This is a genomic window from Clostridium sp. Ade.TY, assembly GCF_000498355.1.
GTDB lineage: Bacteria > Bacillota > Clostridia > Clostridiales > Clostridiaceae > Clostridium.
Map to the genome: position 1 here is coordinate 1 of NZ_AVSV01000007.1, position 19,484 is coordinate 19,484.

The following is a 19,484-nucleotide window of genomic DNA, read 5'->3' on the forward strand; positions in this document are numbered from 1 at the left end:
TAAATTATCTTCTTTTTTAATGCTATTTAAGTATATATGAAATTATTGTAATAATTTTCTTTTTTAACAATAGTATAATATACTAAATGTGGTAAATTAATCATTAAAATAAAAAATGGAGTGAATTTAAAAATATAAGGAGAAATAAATTTTTAATATAGAAACTTTAGAAACAAAAGGGCGTATTTTATAATAAATAGGTTTAATATAAACTAAGGATGTGTTTTTAGTGTGTGAAATGATAGATAAATTAGTAAGCGATATAGAAGAGAAAATAATTAATTATAGAAGAGATTTTCATAAATTTCCAGAAGTTGCGTGGATGGAATTTAGAACAGCTTCATTAATAGGGAAAGCTTTATTGGATATGGGGTATAAGGTTAATATAGGAAAAGAAATTATAAATGATAATTATAGAATGAATATTCCTAAGGAAGATGAGTTAGAAGAAAGCTATAATAGAGCAATTAAAGAAGGAGCGTATGAAGAATTTTCAAAGAAAATGAAAGGTGGATATACAGCAGTAATAGGTATTTTAGAAAATGGAGAAGGACCTACTATAGCTTTAAGATTTGATATGGATGGGGTTAAAGTAAGCGAAAGTAAGGATAGCTCTCATATACCTTTTAAGGAAGGTTTTTCATCTTTAAATGATGGAATAATGCATGCTTGTGGACATGACGGTCATATTGCAGTTGGACTTGGGGTTGCCGAAATTATTTCAAAGATTAAAGGAAAGTTTCAAGGAAAAATAAAGCTTATATTTCAACCAGCAGAAGAAGGAGTTAGTGGAGCACTTGCACTATCTGAATCAAAAATTTTGGATGATGTAGATTATTTAATAGGTGGGCATGTTGGAATAAAGGCTAGGAAATCTAGAGAAATAATATGTGGAACTTATGGATTTTTAGCAACAACTAAAATTAATGCAGAGTTTAGAGGAAAGGCTTCACATGCTGGGGTAGCACCGGAGAAAGGACACAATGCACTACTTTCAGCCTCAACAGCAGTTTTGAATCTAGATGCTATACCAAGAAATAGTGAGGGAACTACTAGAATAAATGTAGGGAAATTAGTAGCAGGAAGTGGAAGAAATGTAATACCAGGACAAGCATTTATGGAAATAGAAACTAGAGGAGAAACAACAGAATTAAATGATTATATGCAACAATATGCAGAAAGAATTTTAAAATCTTCAGCAGAAATGCACGATACTCATGTGGATATAAAATATGTAGGCAAATCAATAAGTGGTGAAAGTGATGAAGAGTTAATAAAGATAATACAAAGTGTAGCAGAAAATATAAAATATTATAAATTTATAAGAGAAAAAGAAGATTTTGGTGCTAGTGAAGATATATGTTATATGATGAAAAAGGTTCAAGAAAGAGGTGGAAAAGCATCATATATTATGTTTGGTAGTGAACTTAAGGGAGAGCATCATTCAGAAAAATTTGACTTTAACGAATTAGATATGATAAATGCAGTTAAACTTTATACTGAAGTTATAATGAATATACTTGCTAAAAAGGATGCTTAACTTATTTAATAAGAGGTAGTATAAGGAAAATATAGTTAAATTTAAATGAGATTGTTTTACTAAAAAAATCTTATATGATAACATTATAATAAGTAAATGGAATTTATAAGAAATTAATAATGTAATAATAAGTAAGTTAATTTTATAAAAAATAAAGAGCTTATTATTTAATAAAAGCAAATAATGGATGTAGGTGAATTATGAATACTAAGAGAGAGGAAGTTCATTTAGCATTACAAGAGAGCTTCAAAAAATTAATATTAAAGTATAATTTTGAAAAAATAACGGTAAAAATGATTACTGATGGCGCTTCTCTTATTAGACCAACATTTTATAATCATTATGCAGACAAGTATGAGCTATTAGAAGAGATTTGTTATAATGATATATTTAGTGGAATTGAGATGCTAATTGAAAATAAGATGCCCAAAGAAGCAATTTCTTATATGTTTACAAGAATTGAAAATAATAAAGAGTTTTATTTTCAAGCTGCTAAAGTAACAGGACAAAATTCATTTGAAGAAATTATGACAAAACATTTAAGCAAAATTTTTGTAAAACTATTCAAGCAGCATGATAGAAGCAATAAAGGTTTAAAAGAAAAGTTTTCTGCAGAATATGTAGCTGAATATTATTCAAGAGGGTTAACTTATATAATAAAAAGGTGGATTGAAGATGGGATAAGTGTATCAGCTAAAGATTTATCAAATAAGTATGAAATGCTTATTAATAATTCATTAGAGAATATTATTGATAATTTAATAGAGTAAAAATAAGTTTTTTATGTAGCATATGTAGCAATAGTAAACTTAAAAAGAGATTTGTATAATTACAAACTAAAATAATTTTTACTTTTTGATACAAGAAAATATTTTTAAATATTATTTAAAGTATAAATTATAAAACTATGGTTACTTAAAAGTAACTCATTGTTATAGTTTTTATAATTTAATATATTATTATATATAATTAATATTTGAAAATATTATATGTGGAGTAATGAGGTATGGAAGATGAAGTTAAGTAGGATAAGTAATTTTATTATGAATATTGCTATTATTTTTTCTTTGTATGCTGGATATAAAGTATTTAATAGTCATAGAAAATTACCACCAGGGGTTTGTCCTTTAGAGGATAATAGAGGATTATTATATTTAGCTATATTAATTTTAATTTTTTCAATAATATTATCATTTATCTCAGATAAGATTGAGATTAAGAATAAAAAAGAAAGAAATAATAATTAGATTAAAAAATAAAATGAAAAGATATTCATTTGATAATATTTGTAAAAAGACGGCTACAAAGCCGTCTTTTTGTATATGGTTATAAACAGTTATAAAATATTGTACATTTGAAATATGGAATAATTAGATAAAATTAAATTATAAACGTATAAAATAAGGAGAGTTTTTACTCTTTTAAAAAGGGGAGAAAATCTATGTTAAGTCCAAAATATAAAGCAGAACAAATAGTAATAAAACAGTTGCTTAATTACTTAAGAAAAAATCCAGAAAAGAATTTAAGTAATATTGTTTCATTAGTAAAAAAATTTGATAACAAAGGAATGTATGCAGAACAATATGATGTAATAGAGGGCTTTTTAAAAGAAGAAAATAATAACTGGGTTGAGCTTATGAGTAAAATAGCAACAGAAGTAAATCCACACATAGTAGAAACTGTTTTCACAAACTTTTTATTAAACGCAGCTATTAGAGGTTGTGAAGAAATAGATAAGAATATAGAGAAGTATGGTTATAGCATACCTTTTACTATATTGGTAGATCCAACAACAGCTTGTAATAAAAAATGTATTGGTTGTTGGGCAGCTGATTATAATAATTCATTAAACTTAAGTTATGATGAACTAGATAAATTATTTACTCAAGGAAAAGAACTTGGAATATATTTTTACATTATGACAGGTGGAGAACCTTTAGTAAGAAAAAATGATGTATTAAAGTTAGCTAAGAAACATAATGACTGTGTTTTTATGATATTTACAAATGGAACACTTATAGATCAGAAATTCTGTGATGATTTATGCGAAGTTGGAAATATAGTACCAACAATAAGTGTTGAAGGTTTTGATGATGCAACTGATGGAAGAAGAGGAAAGGGTTCATGGGATGATATTATGAGAGCTATGGATCTTATGAAAGCAAATCATATACCATTTGGATTTTCAACATGCTTTACTACAGCAAATTGTGATAGCGTATTATCAGATGAATTTATAGATTTAATGATAGATAAAGGAGCATATTTCTCATGGTATTTTACATTTATGCCAATAGGATGTAAAACTGATACATCATTAATGGCAAGTCCAGATCAAAGAGAAAAACTATATAGAACAATAAGAGCTTGGCGTAATACAAAACCTATATTTAATATGGATTTTTGGCATGATGCTGAGTATGTTGGTGGTTGTATAGCTGGAGGAAGAAGATATTGTCACATAAATGCAAATGGTGATGTTGAACCATGTGTATTTTGTCATTATTCAAGTGCAAATATTAAAGATGTTTCATTAATTGAGGCATTAGGACAACCATTATTTTTGGAATATCAAAAAAATCAACCATTTAATAAAAATCAATTTAGGCCTTGTCCGATATTAGATAATGCACCTAAAATTGCAGAAATGGTAAAAAATTCAGGAGCAAAATCAACAGAATTTATAGATCCAGAGGATGTTGATGATTTATGTAAAAAAACTATAGAGTATGGTCAAACTTGGGCTAAAAGAGCAGAACCATTATGGAAAGAAAATTTAGAAAATAAAAATAAATAATATAAAATGACACTTACTTTATTTAAGGTAAGTGTCATTTTTTCTTTTAAATTATAGTTTTAAACTTTTAGTTTACAAAAGATATATTTTAAATTTTTATATAAACAATTAAATATAATAACAATAAGAAAACAGTATATTTTATGAAGAAATTTAAAGTATATAATTAACTGTATAAAGTAATTAAATTTATAGATTAAAGGGATGATTTTAATGGAAGATAAAAAAATATGTATAGAGGAAAACAATAGTTTAGAAAAATATTTTTATGATAACAAAAAATATGAGGATTTTATAAAAAAAGAAATTAATAGCAAAATATTAACTATTATAAATGATAGACCACATAAAATAAAAACAGTAAGAGGATATAAGTACAAAGGTAAAACTATATATGAGTATAAAATACCATTAGATAAAGATTTAGATTGTAGAGTTGCTTATATTTATATAGAAGATAAAATATTAGTATTTTTTATATCAAATATTATAAGAAAAAATTTATTTACAAAGCTAGTAGCAAAAGTTAAAGGAGTTGTTAAGGCGTGATAAATAATACTGATTTAATTAATGTAGCAATGTATACTTTAAAAATTATTGAAGTTAATGATAAAGTTAGTTTTAAAACATTTAAAAAAGATAGAGGATTTACTATAGAAAAGATTGAAGGAGCTTTCAATATAATAGAAGATGGATATGAAAAAAAGGAATTTTTAAATATTAAATACAAGGAAGTAAAAAAAATACTTAAAGAACTTCAAAAGAAAGAATTTCCAAGGAGTAATAAAATTTGGTATAAAATAATTAGAGGAAATAAAACTGCTTAAATAATATATTATAAATAAAAAATAGAGTTAAATAAATTATTATTTTATAAATTGACAAACTTATAGTGCAAGTATAGAATTATAATAAAATTTAAGGAAAAATAGATAAGAATTTATTAATTAAGGAAATAGGGAGTGTTTAATATGAGAGGTATTTTAACAGTTATAGGAAAAGATAAGGTTGGGATAATAGCAGGAATTAGTAATGAGCTTTTAAAGCTTAACATTAATATTTTAGATGTTAATCAAACGATAATGGATGATTATTTTACAATGATTATGATGTTAGATTTAAAATATGCTAATGAAAAATTTGATAAAGTTAAAAAAGAATTACTTTCAAAAGGTGAAGAATTAGGTGTTGATGTAAAGATACAAAGAGAAGAAATATTTAATTCAATGCATACACTTTAAGTTGGAGGTAATAAGATGAATACAAGCAATATATTAGAAACAATTAAAATGATTGAAGAAGAAAAACTTGATATAAGAACTATAACTATGGGTATTTCTCTTTTAGATTGCATAGATTCTGATGGAGATAAAGCAAGAGAAAAAATATATAATAAAATAGTAACTTCAGCAAAGGATTTAGTTAGAGTAGGTGAAGAAATAGAAAATGAGTTTGGAATTCCAATAGTTAATAAAAGAATTTCTGTTACACCTATATCAATAATAGCAGGAGCTACAGATGAGACAAGTTATGTGAAGTTTGCAGAAACTTTAGATAAAGCTGCTAATACTTTAGGCGTAGATTTCATAGGTGGATTTTCAGCTCTTGTTCAAAAAGGATATACAAAAGGAGATAAGATATTAATTAATTCAATACCTGAGGCATTAGCTAAAACAACTAAAGTTTGTTCTTCAGTAAATGTTGGTTCAACTAGATGTGGAATAAATATGGATGCAGTTAGAGATATGGGAGAGGTTATAAAGAAAACAGCTTCTCTTACAAAAGATACAAAAGGATTTGGATGTGCAAAGTTAGTTGTATTTTGTAATGCAGTTGAAGATAATCCATTTATGGCAGGTGCTTTTCATGGTGTTGGAGAAGCTGATAGGGTTATAAATGTTGGGGTAAGTGGACCAGGAGTAGTACAAAGGGCATTAGAAAAAGTAAAAGGAGAGTCATTTGATGTTGTTTCAGAAACTATAAAAAAGACAGCATTTAAAATAACAAGAATGGGTCAATTAGTGGCAAAGGAAGCTTCAAAGAGATTAGATGTACCATTTGGGATAGTTGATTTATCATTAGCACCAACACCAGCAATTGGAGATTCAGTTGCTCATATATTAGAAGAGATGGGTCTTGAAGTTGTAGGAACTCATGGAACTACAGCAGCACTTGCTCTTTTAAATGATGCTGTAAAAAAAGGTGGAGTAATGGCTTGTAGTCATGTTGGAGGACTAAGTGGAGCATTTATACCTGTATCAGAAGATGCTGGTATGATAGATGCAGTTTTAAATGGTTCTTTAAATTTAGAAAAACTTGAAGCTATGACAGCAATATGTTCAGTTGGACTTGATATGATAGCAGTTCCAGGAGATACAAGTTCTGAAACTTTAGCGGCTATGATAGCAGATGAATCAGCAATTGGAATGATAAATAACAAGACAACAGCTGTTAGAATTATACCAGCTCCTGGATGTAAAGTAGGAGATTTAGTTGAATTTGGAGGACTTTTAGGTACAGCTCCGGTTATGCCTGTTAATAAGTATTCATCTTCATTATTTATAAAAAGAGGTGGAAGAATACCAGCTCCAATACATTCATTTAAAAACTAAAGGAGAAATTTATGATAGTAAGAAAATCATTTAATGAAGATATAAAGGATATAATGGAAATTATAAAATTAGCACAAAACAATTTAAAAGCACAAAATATAGATCAATGGCAAAATGGATATCCAAATGAAAATACTATTAAAGATGATATATTAAATAATATAAGCTATGTTGTAATTAAAGATAGTGAAATTGTAGGAACATTTGCAGTTTCATTTGATGGAGAAAAAACTTACGATAAAATTTATAATGGCAGATGGATTAGTAATGAAAAATTTGGTGTAATACACAGAATTGCTATAAATGAAAATCATAAGGGTACTGGATTAGCTTCTGAAATTATAAAGCATGTAGAAGACATTTGTTTAAATGAAGGCATAAATAGTATAAAGATAGATACACATGAAGATAATATAGCTATGCAAAAATTACTTAAAAAAAATAGTTTTGAATATTGTGGAATTATATATTTAGAAGATAAAAGTAAAAGGATAGCTTTTGAAAAATTGTTTTAAAATAAAAGGCAGTAAACTTATTATAAATAAGATTTACTGCTTTTTTTATTTTAATTATTATAAGATAATTGCTTGTATTTTAGAGGAGGAATTCCAACTAATTTTTTAAATATTTTACTAAAATAATAATAATCTTTATATCCAACTTTCTCAGCTATTTCAGAAATTTTTATTTCATTATTTTTAAGTAAAAGTTTTGCATTATCTATACGTTTTTTAGTTATATATTCGATTAAGCTATCGCCAGTAACCTTTTTAAATGTTGAACTTAAATGACAAGGATTTATAAAAAATGTAGTAGATAAATATTCTAAATTTATATTTTCAGAAGTATAGTTTTTATCTATATAATCTTTAACTTTTTTTATAGTTTTAGTAGAGTCAGTAATTTTTGTTGTTTTATTTATTGAGGTTATTTTAGTGTAGAAATTATTGCAGTATATTTTTATATCATCTAAATTATTACAAGAGTATAATAAAGTATTTATAATATAGTCTATGTCTATTATAGATAAATAACATTCACCTTCTGAAATTATACTATCTAATGCTGAAAGGTAATATGATATTACTTTTTTTAACCCATTAATATCTTTGAATATATTAGCTTCAGAAATATAGTAATTAACCTTATCAATAAGTTTATCTTTAGAATTTGATCTAGCTAATAATTCAAAGTCTAATTTTAAATTATTAGGAATTGAAAGAGCTTTATATTTTATTTCATCAAAATAAAATATAGATTTTTTATTGAAAAATATTTTTGATGGAAATACTGTTAAGCATTCAAAAACTTTATCTTTTATACTATTATTTTTTTTATAGTTGCTAAAATAGCAATAATCCAATAAATTATTATTTAAAAGAGATAAAAATAAAGTTTTAATATTTTCAGAGTAAATACAATCTAAAACTAATATTTTATTATTTTTTGAAAGTCCATATATTACATCATAGTTTTTAAAATTATTATCTAAAAATTTATATAAATCTATTATGTGAGAATTTTCACTTACTTCTATTGAAATAACTGTATTGAAACTCTCATTAATATTTAATGGAGAATAAACTTGAGTTAAATTATTATACAATGAATCAATAATAAATTGATATTTCTTTTTTTCATCTATTTCATTTAATGCTATTAAGTTTTTTTGTTCGTTATATATAAGAGAAAGACATTTTTCAATTGAACTATAAAGTTCATCTTTTTTTACTGGCTTTAATAAATATTCCACTATATTATATTGAATTGCTTGTCTTGCATATTCAAACTTTTCAAAGCCAGTTAAAAATATAATTTTAGTTTCATAATATTCTTCTCTTATTTTTTTTACAAATTCAATACCATTAATTAAGGGCATTTGAATATCTATTATTGCAATATCTATATTATTATTTTTAATTATATCTAGAGCGCTTGATCCATTGGATGCTTCATAAATATTATCAAATTTAAATATCCCATCTTTTAAGTATTTATGAATCTTAGCTCTTATTAAATACTCATCATCAACTAAAAGTATATTAATCATAATAAACTCCTTTCTACTATGGCAGGAATAGTTATAATTATAGTAGTTCCTACATTTTTTTTACTTACAATATTAAATGTACAGTTTCTATCATAGAATAAATTTAATCTTTCTATAGTATTTTTTACAGCAAATCCACCTTTTGATGATGCTATAGTTCCTTTAAGTACTTTATTTAACTCAGTTTCTGTCATTCCAATACCAGTATCTTTTATAGTTATTTTAAGTTTATCGTTAATTTTTTCAATATTAATATTTATATAGCCTTTAGAACTATTGTTTTTAAGTCCATGATATATAGAGTTTTCAACAAGGGGTTGTAAAAGTAGTTTAGGACATAAAAAATTATTAAGAGAATTAGTATAATTTATTTTATAATCAAAAATATCATAATATCTAAGTTTCATAATTTTTAAGTAACTATCAGTTAATGACAGTTCTTCTTTAACTGTAATAAATGTATTTCCTTTATTTAATACACCTCTATAAAATGTTGATAAGTTTCCTATCATATTTACGGCCTCATCACTTTGTTCAAGTTCTATAAGTGCTGATATATTTTCAAGGGAATTGTATAAAAAATGTGGTTTTATTTGAAGTTGTATTAATTCTACTTCAAATTCCTTTTTTTTATTTTGTTCGTAATTGATTTTATCTAAAAGGTTTTTAATATATATAATTAAATGATTAAATTTTTTAGAAAGAATTCCTATTTCATCTGATGATGTAATTTTTATTTCAGTAGACCAATTGCCTTTTTCGACTTCAGCTATAGCATCATATAAGTTATAAATTGGTTTAGTTATAGATTGTGAAATTAATTTTGAAAGTATATAAGCGCATATAAGACCTATAAATATTAAAACTATTAATAATATTATAAGTGCACCCTTTTCATGAATAATATCTTTTAGATATATATTGGCAACTATATTCCAATTAAGTTTATTATTATATAACATAAGAGTTATTTTATCTTTAGGTTTATCTTCTATAATTAAGAACGGAGAACTATTATTAGCAAATTTTATATTAGGTATTTTTTTGAAAATATTACTTGTAACTTCCTTAGAATTAGAGGAAGATGTTATAAAACCCTCATCATTTACTAAAAAGAAGTCTATGTAACTACTTGTATCTTTCTTATTTGTATAGTTTTTGGAGAGAAAACTTTCAGGTACAAATATTTCTAAGTAACCTATTAATTTTCCTGTATTCATGTCAAAAATTTGTCTTGCAATATAAAGATTTGGATTACCTTGAGTATCTAATATTGCACCATACCATTTATTAAAGCTCATAGGTATATGATTTAAATTTATTAAACTGATAAATTTACTATTTGATTGCATCTTAAATCCATTTGCTGAATGTAAAATAACGCCTGATATAACTGAGTCTTTATACATAATTTTATCCATTTCTCTTTGTAATTTTAAAATTTCTTCTTTAGTTGGATATATATTATTTGAAGAACATTTTTTTAATATATTTTGTACATCTATATTTACCATAAGATTTGTTGAGTTAGATTCAGCAGAATTTAATGTTATTTCAGTTTGATTTGATATTAAGTCTAAAGTATTTTTTTCTCTAGATATGGATGTTTTTTTTATAGTTTTATATGCAATAGAATAAGAAGTAAAAATAATTAAAAATATAATTGATAAAGATACAAAAAATGAGAAGTAAAATACTTTATCTTTAATAGATTTAAATTTTATATTATTTAGTTTATTAAAAATTTTTCTTTTTAAATTATATGTTTTCATTGAGCCTCCTAAAAAGATGAAAATATTTTACAAAATATGTAAATTCTAAAAATAATACAACAAAATGAAAAATAATACATTTAAACCTATTATTGTAAATGTTATCATAAAATTAACCAAAATAAAAGTGTGGGGGGATATTTTATGAGGAAAAAAATTATTGCTTGTATATTAGCAGCAATGACTATGACATCATTAGTTGCATGTGGAAGTAAACAGACAAGTGCAGAGGGGGGAGGCGATGCTGTAACTATAAAAATGTTATCAAGATATAGTAGTGATCAAGGACCAGATGACATAATGATTAATAGTAGAATTGAAAAGTTCATGGAAGAAAATCCAAACATAAAGGTTGAACATGAGGCTATCGGAGATGAAGCAACTTATAATAATATGTTTAAGACATCAATTGCAACAGGAGATGCGCCGGACTTATTTGTAAATTATGGTGGAATGCAATTCCAAGAATATGTTGAAAATGGATTATTTTTAGATTTAAGTACTGTTGCAAGTGAAGATAAGGAGTGGGCTGATAAATATATACCAACAATGTTAGATGCATGGAAGTTTGAAGGAATTGATGGATTTTATGGTGTTCCAGTTTCATGTTTTGCTACAGGAATATATTATAATAAAGAATTATTTGAAAAGAATGGTTTAAAGGCTCCAAAAACAATTGAAGAATTTGAAAAAGTTTGTGATGCATTTTTAGCAAAAGGTATTATACCATTTGCTTTAGGTGATAAAGATAATTTTAGAGGAGCTCATCTTTTAGCTAATTTAGCATTAAAAAGAGAGAATTTTCAATATACAAAGGATGTTATTGATGGAAAAATTAAATGGAATGATCCAGTTATGAAAGAATTATTTGGGTTAATGGAAAAGTGGCAAAAGAAAGGTTACTTAGGAGAAAATATAACAACAATGGATTCAAGTGCAGAACAAGCATTATTTTTAAATGGTGATACACCAATGCACTTAAATGGATCATGGTTTATGAATCAAATAAATGATTCAGAAATTCCAGAAAAAATAGGATTTATTCCTTTCCCATATTTTGAAAAATATCCAGATCATAAAAATAATTGGCATTCAGGAACTTCAGAAGGAATAAGTTTAGCTGCAAATAATGGTGAAGAAAGACTTGAAGCTTCAATAAAATTATTAAAATATTTAACTGATAAAGATGGATATAATGAATCTCAAAAATTAGCTAAAGGTGGAATTTATCCAGTAACAACAATGGAAAAGATTGATGATGTTACAAAAATTGCTAAGGAATTTAATGAAGTATTTGTAGATGTTAAAGATACAAAACTTGAGCCTGGTGATTATGCAAAGAATCCACAATTAAGAGAAGAAATAAGAGATGCAATTCAAGGTATGTTTGCTGGAACAAGTGTTGACGATACTTTAAGTAGAATACAAAAAGTAACTGATATGAAAAAGTAATTCATATTAAATAGGTGAAATTTAGTAGGGTCGTATATATTGCGACCCGTTTTACCTAATATGAATAGGTAAAAGAAAATTTAAGGAGGTCAAAGATGAAGGCTTTAGAAAATAATACAATTACAAAAGAAAAATCTAAAGACAAATTTTATATAGAACCTAAAGAAGGTAATTATAAAAAAGTTGAACATAAAAATAATATTAATCGTAAAAAGTCTAAATTTAAAAAGAGTTTAAAGGACAATTCTACATTTATATTATTTATACTTCCTGCAATATGCTTATATACTTTCTTTTATATATCACCAGTTGTTAAGTCATTATATTTATCATTTGTAAAGTGGAATGGTATTCCAGCAGTTCCTAAAAAGTTTGTAGGATTAGAAAACTTTTTTAACATATTCCAAGATCCAGCTTTTTATAATGCTTTAAAAAATGTAGGAGTTTTTATAGCTGTTAGTTTTCTTGTAATAATGCCTTTTGCATATCTTTTAGCTCTTTTAGTTAGTAGTAGATATATTAAAGGAAAAAGATTTTTTAAAACAGTATATTTCTTACCTTCAATTTTACCAACAGCAGCAACTGGTTTAATGTGGACTTTAATACTTTATAAATCTGGTGGCGCTTTAAATACATTATTAATAAATTTTGGAATGAATAATGCAGTTCAAGACTGGCTTGGAGATCCTAAATTTGCTATTTTTACAGTAGCTTTAGTAAATGCATGGGTATTCATTGGATATAACATGTTAATATTTGTAGCTGGCCTTACTAATATACCAGATGACTTAATTGAAGCTGCAAAAATTGATGGAGCTAATGGATTTAAAGAACAAATACACATAGTACTACCTCTTATGAAGGAAAGTTTTAAAATATTCTCAGTACTAGCTATAGTAGGATCATTTAAAGTATTTGATATTATATATGTTATGACTGGAGGAGGTCCAGGTGGTGCTACAGATGTACCAGTAACTTTATTATATGATCAAGCATTTAAATATAATAACTTTGGATATGGTAGTTCAATAGGTATGTTAATATTAGTTGCTGCAATTATATGTACATTAATATTAAATGGAGTATTTAAATCAAAAGACGATTAGAATAGGAGGGATTATATGTTAAATAATAAAGAAAATAAATTAATGAAATATGGTATGTATATTTGTGCAATATTGTGGGCAATATTCAGCGTTGCACCATTAATATTTACACTTATGTCATCTTTTAAAAGTACAAACCAAATATATGGTGATGCATTTGCTCTTCCACAAAGTTTAGATTTTACTAATTATCAAACAGCAATGAGTAAGGCTGATATTGCAAGAGCTGTATTTAATTCATTTTTCTTAGCAATTTCAACAACATTATTAGTAGTAATTTTAGCTACATTAGTTGCTTATGTAATAACAAGAACAAAATTTAAACTTAGAAGTTTAGTATTAATGTATTTTATAATGGGATTAACAATTCCAATGCATACTACAATAATTCCAATTGCAGATATTATAAATAGACATGGATTTAAAAATCAATTTATACCGCTTATATTCTTATATGCAACATTCCAATTACCTTTTGCAATATTTATGATGTCAGGATATATGAGAGGAATAAGTAAAGAAATAGACGAAGCTGCAACAATTGATGGATGTGGACGTTTAAGATTATTATTTGGAATATTACTTCCTTTAAGTAAACCAGCAGCAGCAACAATTTCTATATTCTCATTTTTAGGAGTATACAATGAATTTATATTTGGACTGATGTTCTTAACTGATAAAGCGAAATATACAATTTCAGTAGCTCTTATGAGTTTAAATGGAAGATATTCATCTGATAAAGGTGCAATATTTGCAGCTATATGTATGTTTATAATTCCAATAATAATAATTTATATAGCATGTCAAAAACATGTTGAAAAAGGAATTACAGCTGGAGCTGTTAAAGGATAAAAATAATTTTTAAAATTAAGGGAGAAGTATTTATGAGTTATAAAACAAGAAGTAGACAAGTACATTTAGATTTCCATACAAGTCCATTAATTAAAGGAATAGGTAAAGATTTTAATAAAGATGAGTTTGGTGAAATTTTACAAAAAGCTAGAGTTAATTCAATAACATGCTTTGCAAGATGTCACCATGGATATTTATATTATGATTCAAAAATAAATAAAGAAAGAATTCATCCACATCTTGCAAATAAAAATTTATTAAAAGAACAAATTGAAGCTTGTCATAAAAGAAATATAAAAGCTCCAATATATTTACCAGTTCAATGGGATAAGTTTACTTATGATGAACATCCAGAATGGGTTTCAAAAGATTTAGAGGGCAATATAATTAAAGGAGAAGGTGGAAAACCAGGCTTTTATGAGTTTTTATGTGTTAATACACCTTATAGAGAATTTCTTAAAAATCATGTAAGAGAAATATTAGAAATGTTTCCAGAGGTTGATGGATTATTTTTTGATATAGTTATGGTTTTACCTTGTGCATGTGATAACTGTAAAAAGAGTATGGAAGAATTAGGGATAGATTATAATGTAAAAGGTGAAAGATTAAAATTTTCAGAGAAAATGTTAAGTAAATTTAAGAGAGAAATGACTGAGTTTGTAAAAGGAATAAATGAAAATGTAGCTATATTTTATAATGGATCTCATATAAGTCCAGCTCTTAAAGGATCAATAGATTTTTATAGCCATATTGAAATTGAATCATTACCAAGTGGTGGATGGGGTTATATGCATTTTCCTATAACAGTTAGATATGCTAGAAATTTAGGAAAAGATTGTTTAGGAATGACAGGTAAGTTCCATACTTATTGGGGAGATTTTCATTCATTTAAAAATTTAGCAGCACTTCAATATGAATGTTTTCATATGTTAGCTCAAAATACAAAATGTTCAATTGGAGATCAATTAGATCCAAATGGTAAAATATCAAAAGAAGTTTATGATTTGATTGGAAAAGTATATAGTGAAGTTGAAGAAAAAGAACCATGGTGTGAAGATGCAAAACAGGTTTGTGAAATTGCAGTATTTACTCCAGAAGAGTTTATAGATTATAGTGCAGCAAGTCCATTTGGATTAAAGCCTGCAATAACTGGTGTAACTAGAATGTTACAAGAAGAATCTCTTCAATTTGATATTATTGATAGTACAATGAATTTTAATAAATATAAGTTATTAGTTTTACCAGAAAGAACTATAGTAAATAATTCTTTTAAAGAAAAATTAGAGGCTTTTGTAAATTGCGGAGGTAAAGTTATAGCTGTTAACGAAGGTGGATTAAATGAAGGAGAAAATGGATTTAATCTTCCATTCTTAAAAGTTAAATATGAATCAAAAGGCGAATTTGCACCTACATTTATAATTCCAGAAGGTGAACTATCTAAAGAATTATATAATACAGAGTATGTTATGTATGAAGATTCATTAAAGGTTTCTGTAGAAGATGGTGGAAAAGTTTTATCTTATTCAATGGAACCATACTTTAATAGAACACCAGAACATTTCTGTTCACATCAACATGCACCAAGCAGTGGTAAAGTTTATGGACCAGCAATAATTAAAGGATATAATTCAATATATTTTGCTCATAAAATATTTTCACAATATCAAAGCTATGGATCATTGTGGTGTAAAAAGTTATTTATAAATGCTATAGATATGCTACTTAATAATAGATTAGTTAAACATGATGGACCAAGTACAATAATAAGTACAATAAATGAACAAGAAAAAGAAAATAGATATGTACTTCATCTTCTTCATTATGTTCCAGAAAGAAGATGTCAAAGAATTGATGTTATAGAAGATATAATTCCTATATATAATTTAAATTTAAATATGGCATTAGATAAAAATATTAAGTCAGTTAAGTTAGTTCCACAAAATGAAAATGTAGATTTTAATATTATAGATGGGAATTTAGAATTTACTGTTAATAAAATAAATGGACATCAAATGGTGGAAATAAGTTATTAAGAAATGGGGAAACATTTATGAAAAAAATAATTTCTATAGATATTGGAGGAACTTTTGTTAAATATGGTTTAGTTGATAATTTAGGAAATATTTTAGATTGTGGTAAAAAACCAACTAATAAAAGTGGGATAGAAGGTTTCGTAGATGAATTATGCGAAATAATAGATTCATATAAAAGTGATGAAGATATTTTGGGTGTATCTATTAGTATGCCTGGTTTTATAAATAATAAAGAAGGTATTCCAATAGCTTGTAGTGCTTTAAGATTTATAGAAAATTATAGATTAAAAGATGTTTTAGAGTGGAGATGTGGGTTTACTGTAAAAATAGAAAACGATGCAAATTGTGTTGCTTTAGCTGAAAAATTCAATGGAAACGCATCAGAATGTGATGATTTTATATGTATAACTATAGGAACTGGTATAGGTGGAGGAATTTATTTAAATGGTAATTTAATTAGAGGAAAGCAGTTTAAGGGCGGTGAATTTTGCTATATGATAACAAAAGATAAAGAAAATTATCAAAGACTAAATGAAAACTCATCTATGACAGCGTTAATAAATATGTATAAGGAATATAAAAATATAGATAGCAAAGAAAAAGTATTAGGAGATAAAATATTTGATGAAGCAAAGTATGATGATAATATAAAATTTATTATCAAAGATTGGTATGGAAATATTGCAAGAATGATATACAATGTTTCTTCAATATTAAACCCTGAGAAAATTTTAATAGGTGGAGGGGTAAGTGCTAGAGAAGAATTAATAGACGAATTAAATAAAGCTCTTAATGAAATACCATGGTGGCACTTTGTTGAATGTAAAATAGAAAAGTGTAAGCATGAAAATAATGCAGGTTTAATTGGAGCGACTTACAATTTTTTTAACACTTAAATATTTAAATAATAAAAATAGAAAGTATCTTAAAGTGATACTTTCTATTTTTTATTTATAATATAAATGCTTTAATTACTATTGCAATATCATCATTATGAACCGTATCTGTGATTTACTTTGCGTGTATTTTAACTTCATCACTAGCATTACCCATTGCTATACCACAACCAACAGTAGATAACATTTCTATATATACATAAGTTATATATAATATTTTATAAATGTGGAATAATATTTGTATAAAATATTTAGGAGAATTTTTATGGAAAAGATATTAGTGCCTATAGAAGGAAAAGTAATTCCAAGAGAAGTTTTGGAGGAAATTAAAACATTTGATTATATAAATAAAAGTCCTTATAGTTTAAGTTTTTATAACGTTCCAAATATTACTTGGGAACATAAACCAGAAGGAAGTCTTAGAATATCAGATCATTGGAATTTTATAAGTCATGGAAAAAAACATTGTGTTTTAGAAAATAGAGAAGAGTATATAGAGAATAATTGGATGTTAGCAAAATATGAATGCGGGAAGTATCATATTTTAAAAGAGTTTGGAGAAAATATTTCAGGATATAAATTTATTGATTTAAATAAAAATGATATTGAATTAATTTATGAATTTTATAACATTGGAACTATAGTTAACTCAAAGGAATGGTATAGAAAATATAATATAAGACCAAAGTTAACAAAAGAAACTCATATTAAAAGTAGGAAAATAGTTTCAAAAAGAATAAATAGTGATAGGTTAAAGAAATTTAAGAAATTTAATAAGGGAGTTAAAAGAGTTATATATATAGAAGATAAATATTTAAATATAATTAATAAAGTTATGGAAGTTTATAAGGAGAGCTTAAAGATTAATAAGCTTTTTAAAAGTGATGAAGGAATAAATATTTTAAAAAAGAAATATAACGTATATAAATTGAATGATAGTTATGAATTACAATCATTTGATGAAATTATAATATTAGTTTTTAATAATGATATGGCAATTAATTTTAAAGTTTAATATAGAAATATAAAAAGTTTTTATATTATAAATAAATATAAGGTGTTATAATTTAGTTTATGTTTAATATTAAAAAGAAAGAGAGAAAACTATGGATAAAGAATTAATAGATGTAGTACTAATAAATAATTTAGGAGCAGAAGAACTTTTAAATGAATTATATGGAGAAAAGTTAAATTCTAAAAAAACTATATTAGAATATATAGAGCTTACAAATGTTTTTAAACAAGAAGATGTAGATGAAGAAAAAATACAAGAAACTTATAATTATATTTATGAGTGTATAGAAGCTATGGGAAATACAATAAAACCAAATACAATGATGCACTTAAAAAACACTCTTAAAAGTAAACTTGGTAAGTTAGTTAAAGATAAAGACCCAAGAAAGGAAAATAGTTTTATTAAATTCTTTAAAAAGGCATATCCAGCAAAAGAAAGAAGAAAAAATTTCACTTGGGTTCTTATGGATATAAATAATATAAAAAGTGATCAAATATGGACTACTTTAACTTATATAAATAGAGAATTAATAAAAAATAATATCAAGTTATCAGGAGAAGAAAAGAAAGATATAATAACTATGATAGAAAAATTAGTAAACAAAAATAATATAAAATATATAAATCAAGTTAAAAGTATGGAAAAGCTTAATAATGAATTAAAAATAAAAGTAGTTAGTAAAAAAGGTGGATTTAAGGTAGAGAAAAGGTAGTATATAAATTCAGGGGAGTAAAAGATTATGAATTTTTTTGAACTTGTAGAAAAAAGAGAAAGCATAAGAGGTTATATTGAAAAGAAAGTAGAAAGAGAAAAAATCATAAAAATAATAGGAGCTGCAAGAGTTGCACCATCAGCTTGTAATTCTCAGCCGTGGAAATTTATTGTTGTTGATGATGAAGATAAAGTTAAAAGTATTTCAAAATGCCTTTATGAGAAAGTTATAGGTTTAAATAAATTTGCACTTACTGCACCTAGTTTTATAGTTGTAGTTAGTGAAAAAAGAAATTTAACCTCTAAAATGGGAGAACTTATAAAGAAAAAAGATTATACATCTATAGATATAGGAATTTCAGCAGAACATATTTGTTTAGCTGCAACAGAACTTGGACTTGGAACATGTATGATGGGATGGTTTAAGGAAAATGAAATAAAAAAACTATTAAATATTCCAAGTAATAGAGAAATTCAGCTTGTTATATCATTAGGATATCATAACAATAATATACCAAGAAAAAAAGTAAGAAAACAAATAGATGAAATATACTCTTTTAATGAATATAAATAAACTTAAGGCAAGAAGCATTAATTTGTTTTTTGCCTTACATTTGTTTTAAATATAGTTATATTTATTAATTGATT

19 protein-coding genes and 1 pseudogene are annotated in these 19,484 nt (G+C 25.3%); 17 read left to right on the forward strand and 3 right to left on the reverse strand.

Features of this window, described 5'->3' with window-relative positions; genetic code table 11:
• Positions 1-238 precede the first annotated feature (238 nt).
• The 9 genes from O212_RS0103070 (at position 239) to O212_RS0103110 (ending at position 7,464) form a co-directional block, all read left to right on the forward strand.
• Positions 239-1,540 (forward strand): M20 family metallo-hydrolase, encoded by a 1,302-nt coding sequence (locus tag O212_RS0103070; RefSeq protein ID WP_029699143.1) that lies wholly within the window; start codon positions 239-241, stop codon positions 1,538-1,540.
• A 200-nt stretch (positions 1,541-1,740) separates the two neighbouring features.
• On the forward strand, positions 1,741-2,310 hold the full coding sequence (locus O212_RS0103075) for a TetR/AcrR family transcriptional regulator C-terminal domain-containing protein (protein WP_024613696.1): 570 nt from the start codon (positions 1,741-1,743) through the stop codon (positions 2,308-2,310).
• 243 nt (positions 2,311-2,553) lie between these two features.
• Positions 2,554-2,787: a hypothetical protein gene (locus O212_RS0103080; RefSeq protein WP_029699144.1), complete on the forward strand. Its 234-nt coding sequence runs from the start codon at positions 2,554-2,556 to the stop codon at positions 2,785-2,787.
• Positions 2,788-2,981: 194 nt separating this feature from the next.
• Positions 2,982-4,337 carry a radical SAM protein gene (locus O212_RS0103085; protein WP_024613698.1) on the forward strand — a complete coding sequence of 452 codons (1,356 nt, stop codon included), beginning with the start codon at positions 2,982-2,984 and terminating at the stop codon, positions 4,335-4,337.
• A gap of 213 nt (positions 4,338-4,550) precedes the next feature.
• Positions 4,551-4,886: a hypothetical protein gene (locus O212_RS0103090; protein WP_024613699.1), complete on the forward strand. Its 336-nt coding sequence runs from the start codon at positions 4,551-4,553 to the stop codon at positions 4,884-4,886.
• Positions 4,883-5,164 carry a hypothetical protein gene (locus O212_RS0103095; RefSeq protein ID WP_024613700.1) on the forward strand — a complete coding sequence of 94 codons (282 nt, stop codon included), beginning with the start codon at positions 4,883-4,885 and terminating at the stop codon, positions 5,162-5,164. Before O212_RS0103090 ends, O212_RS0103095 begins: the two co-directional genes overlap by 4 nt.
• A gap of 144 nt (positions 5,165-5,308) precedes the next feature.
• Positions 5,309-5,578, forward strand: coding sequence for an ACT domain-containing protein (locus O212_RS0103100; RefSeq protein WP_024613701.1), 270 nt, complete (start codon positions 5,309-5,311; stop codon positions 5,576-5,578).
• Positions 5,579-5,593: 15 nt separating this feature from the next.
• Positions 5,594-6,949 (forward strand): PFL family protein, encoded by a 1,356-nt coding sequence (locus tag O212_RS0103105; protein WP_024613702.1) that lies wholly within the window; start codon positions 5,594-5,596, stop codon positions 6,947-6,949.
• Between the two features lie 11 nt (positions 6,950-6,960).
• A complete protein-coding gene (locus tag O212_RS0103110) occupies positions 6,961-7,464 on the forward strand; it encodes a GNAT family N-acetyltransferase (RefSeq protein WP_024613703.1) in 504 nt (167 codons plus the stop codon).
• A gap of 50 nt (positions 7,465-7,514) precedes the next feature.
• Here O212_RS0103110 and O212_RS0103115 read toward each other — a convergent pair whose 3' ends face one another.
• Together O212_RS0103115 and O212_RS0103120 are read right to left on the reverse strand one after the other, a co-directional pair.
• Positions 7,515-8,999, reverse strand: coding sequence for a response regulator (locus O212_RS0103115; protein WP_024613704.1), 1,485 nt, complete (start codon positions 8,997-8,999; stop codon positions 7,515-7,517).
• Positions 8,996-10,771: a sensor histidine kinase gene (locus O212_RS0103120; protein ID WP_024613705.1), complete on the reverse strand. Its 1,776-nt coding sequence runs from the start codon at positions 10,769-10,771 to the stop codon at positions 8,996-8,998. The genes O212_RS0103115 and O212_RS0103120 overlap by 4 nt, the downstream gene beginning before the upstream one ends.
• A 144-nt stretch (positions 10,772-10,915) precedes the next feature.
• Between O212_RS0103120 and O212_RS0103125 the strand changes: the two genes are divergently transcribed.
• The 5 genes from O212_RS0103125 to O212_RS0103145 all read left to right on the forward strand — a co-directional run bounded on the left by O212_RS0103125 (position 10,916) and on the right by O212_RS0103145 (position 17,110).
• Positions 10,916-12,223 carry an extracellular solute-binding protein gene (locus O212_RS0103125; protein WP_024613706.1) on the forward strand — a complete coding sequence of 436 codons (1,308 nt, stop codon included), beginning with the start codon at positions 10,916-10,918 and terminating at the stop codon, positions 12,221-12,223.
• A gap of 95 nt (positions 12,224-12,318) precedes the next feature.
• Complete coding sequence (locus O212_RS0103130; protein WP_024613707.1) at positions 12,319-13,329, forward strand: sugar ABC transporter permease; 1,011 nt, start codon at positions 12,319-12,321, stop codon at positions 13,327-13,329.
• A gap of 15 nt (positions 13,330-13,344) precedes the next feature.
• The gene (locus O212_RS0103135) at positions 13,345-14,181 is read left to right on the forward strand and encodes a carbohydrate ABC transporter permease (protein WP_024613708.1); all 837 of its coding nucleotides are present in this window, start codon (positions 13,345-13,347) and stop codon (positions 14,179-14,181) included.
• Between the two features lie 32 nt (positions 14,182-14,213).
• Positions 14,214-16,214 (forward strand): beta-galactosidase trimerization domain-containing protein, encoded by a 2,001-nt coding sequence (locus O212_RS0103140; RefSeq protein WP_024613709.1) that lies wholly within the window; start codon positions 14,214-14,216, stop codon positions 16,212-16,214.
• Between the two features lie 17 nt (positions 16,215-16,231).
• A complete protein-coding gene (locus tag O212_RS0103145) occupies positions 16,232-17,110 on the forward strand; it encodes an ROK family protein (protein WP_024613710.1) in 879 nt (292 codons plus the stop codon).
• Between the two features lie 115 nt (positions 17,111-17,225).
• Here O212_RS0103145 and O212_RS16565 read toward each other — a convergent pair.
• Positions 17,226-17,303, reverse strand: a pseudogene (locus O212_RS16565) (HAD hydrolase family protein); the annotation flags it as partial.
• A 72-nt stretch (positions 17,304-17,375) separates the two neighbouring features.
• Between O212_RS16565 and O212_RS0103150 the strand changes: the two are divergent.
• The 3 genes from O212_RS0103150 (at position 17,376) to O212_RS0103160 (ending at position 19,410) form a co-directional block, all read left to right on the forward strand.
• Positions 17,376-18,125 carry a hypothetical protein gene (locus tag O212_RS0103150; RefSeq protein ID WP_024613711.1) on the forward strand — a complete coding sequence of 250 codons (750 nt, stop codon included), beginning with the start codon at positions 17,376-17,378 and terminating at the stop codon, positions 18,123-18,125.
• A gap of 91 nt (positions 18,126-18,216) precedes the next feature.
• Positions 18,217-18,837 (forward strand): hypothetical protein, encoded by a 621-nt coding sequence (locus O212_RS0103155; RefSeq protein ID WP_024613712.1) that lies wholly within the window; start codon positions 18,217-18,219, stop codon positions 18,835-18,837.
• A gap of 27 nt (positions 18,838-18,864) precedes the next feature.
• Positions 18,865-19,410, forward strand: a complete 546-nt coding sequence (locus O212_RS0103160; RefSeq protein ID WP_024613713.1) for a nitroreductase family protein — start codon at positions 18,865-18,867, stop codon at positions 19,408-19,410.
• Positions 19,411-19,484 lie beyond the last annotated feature (74 nt).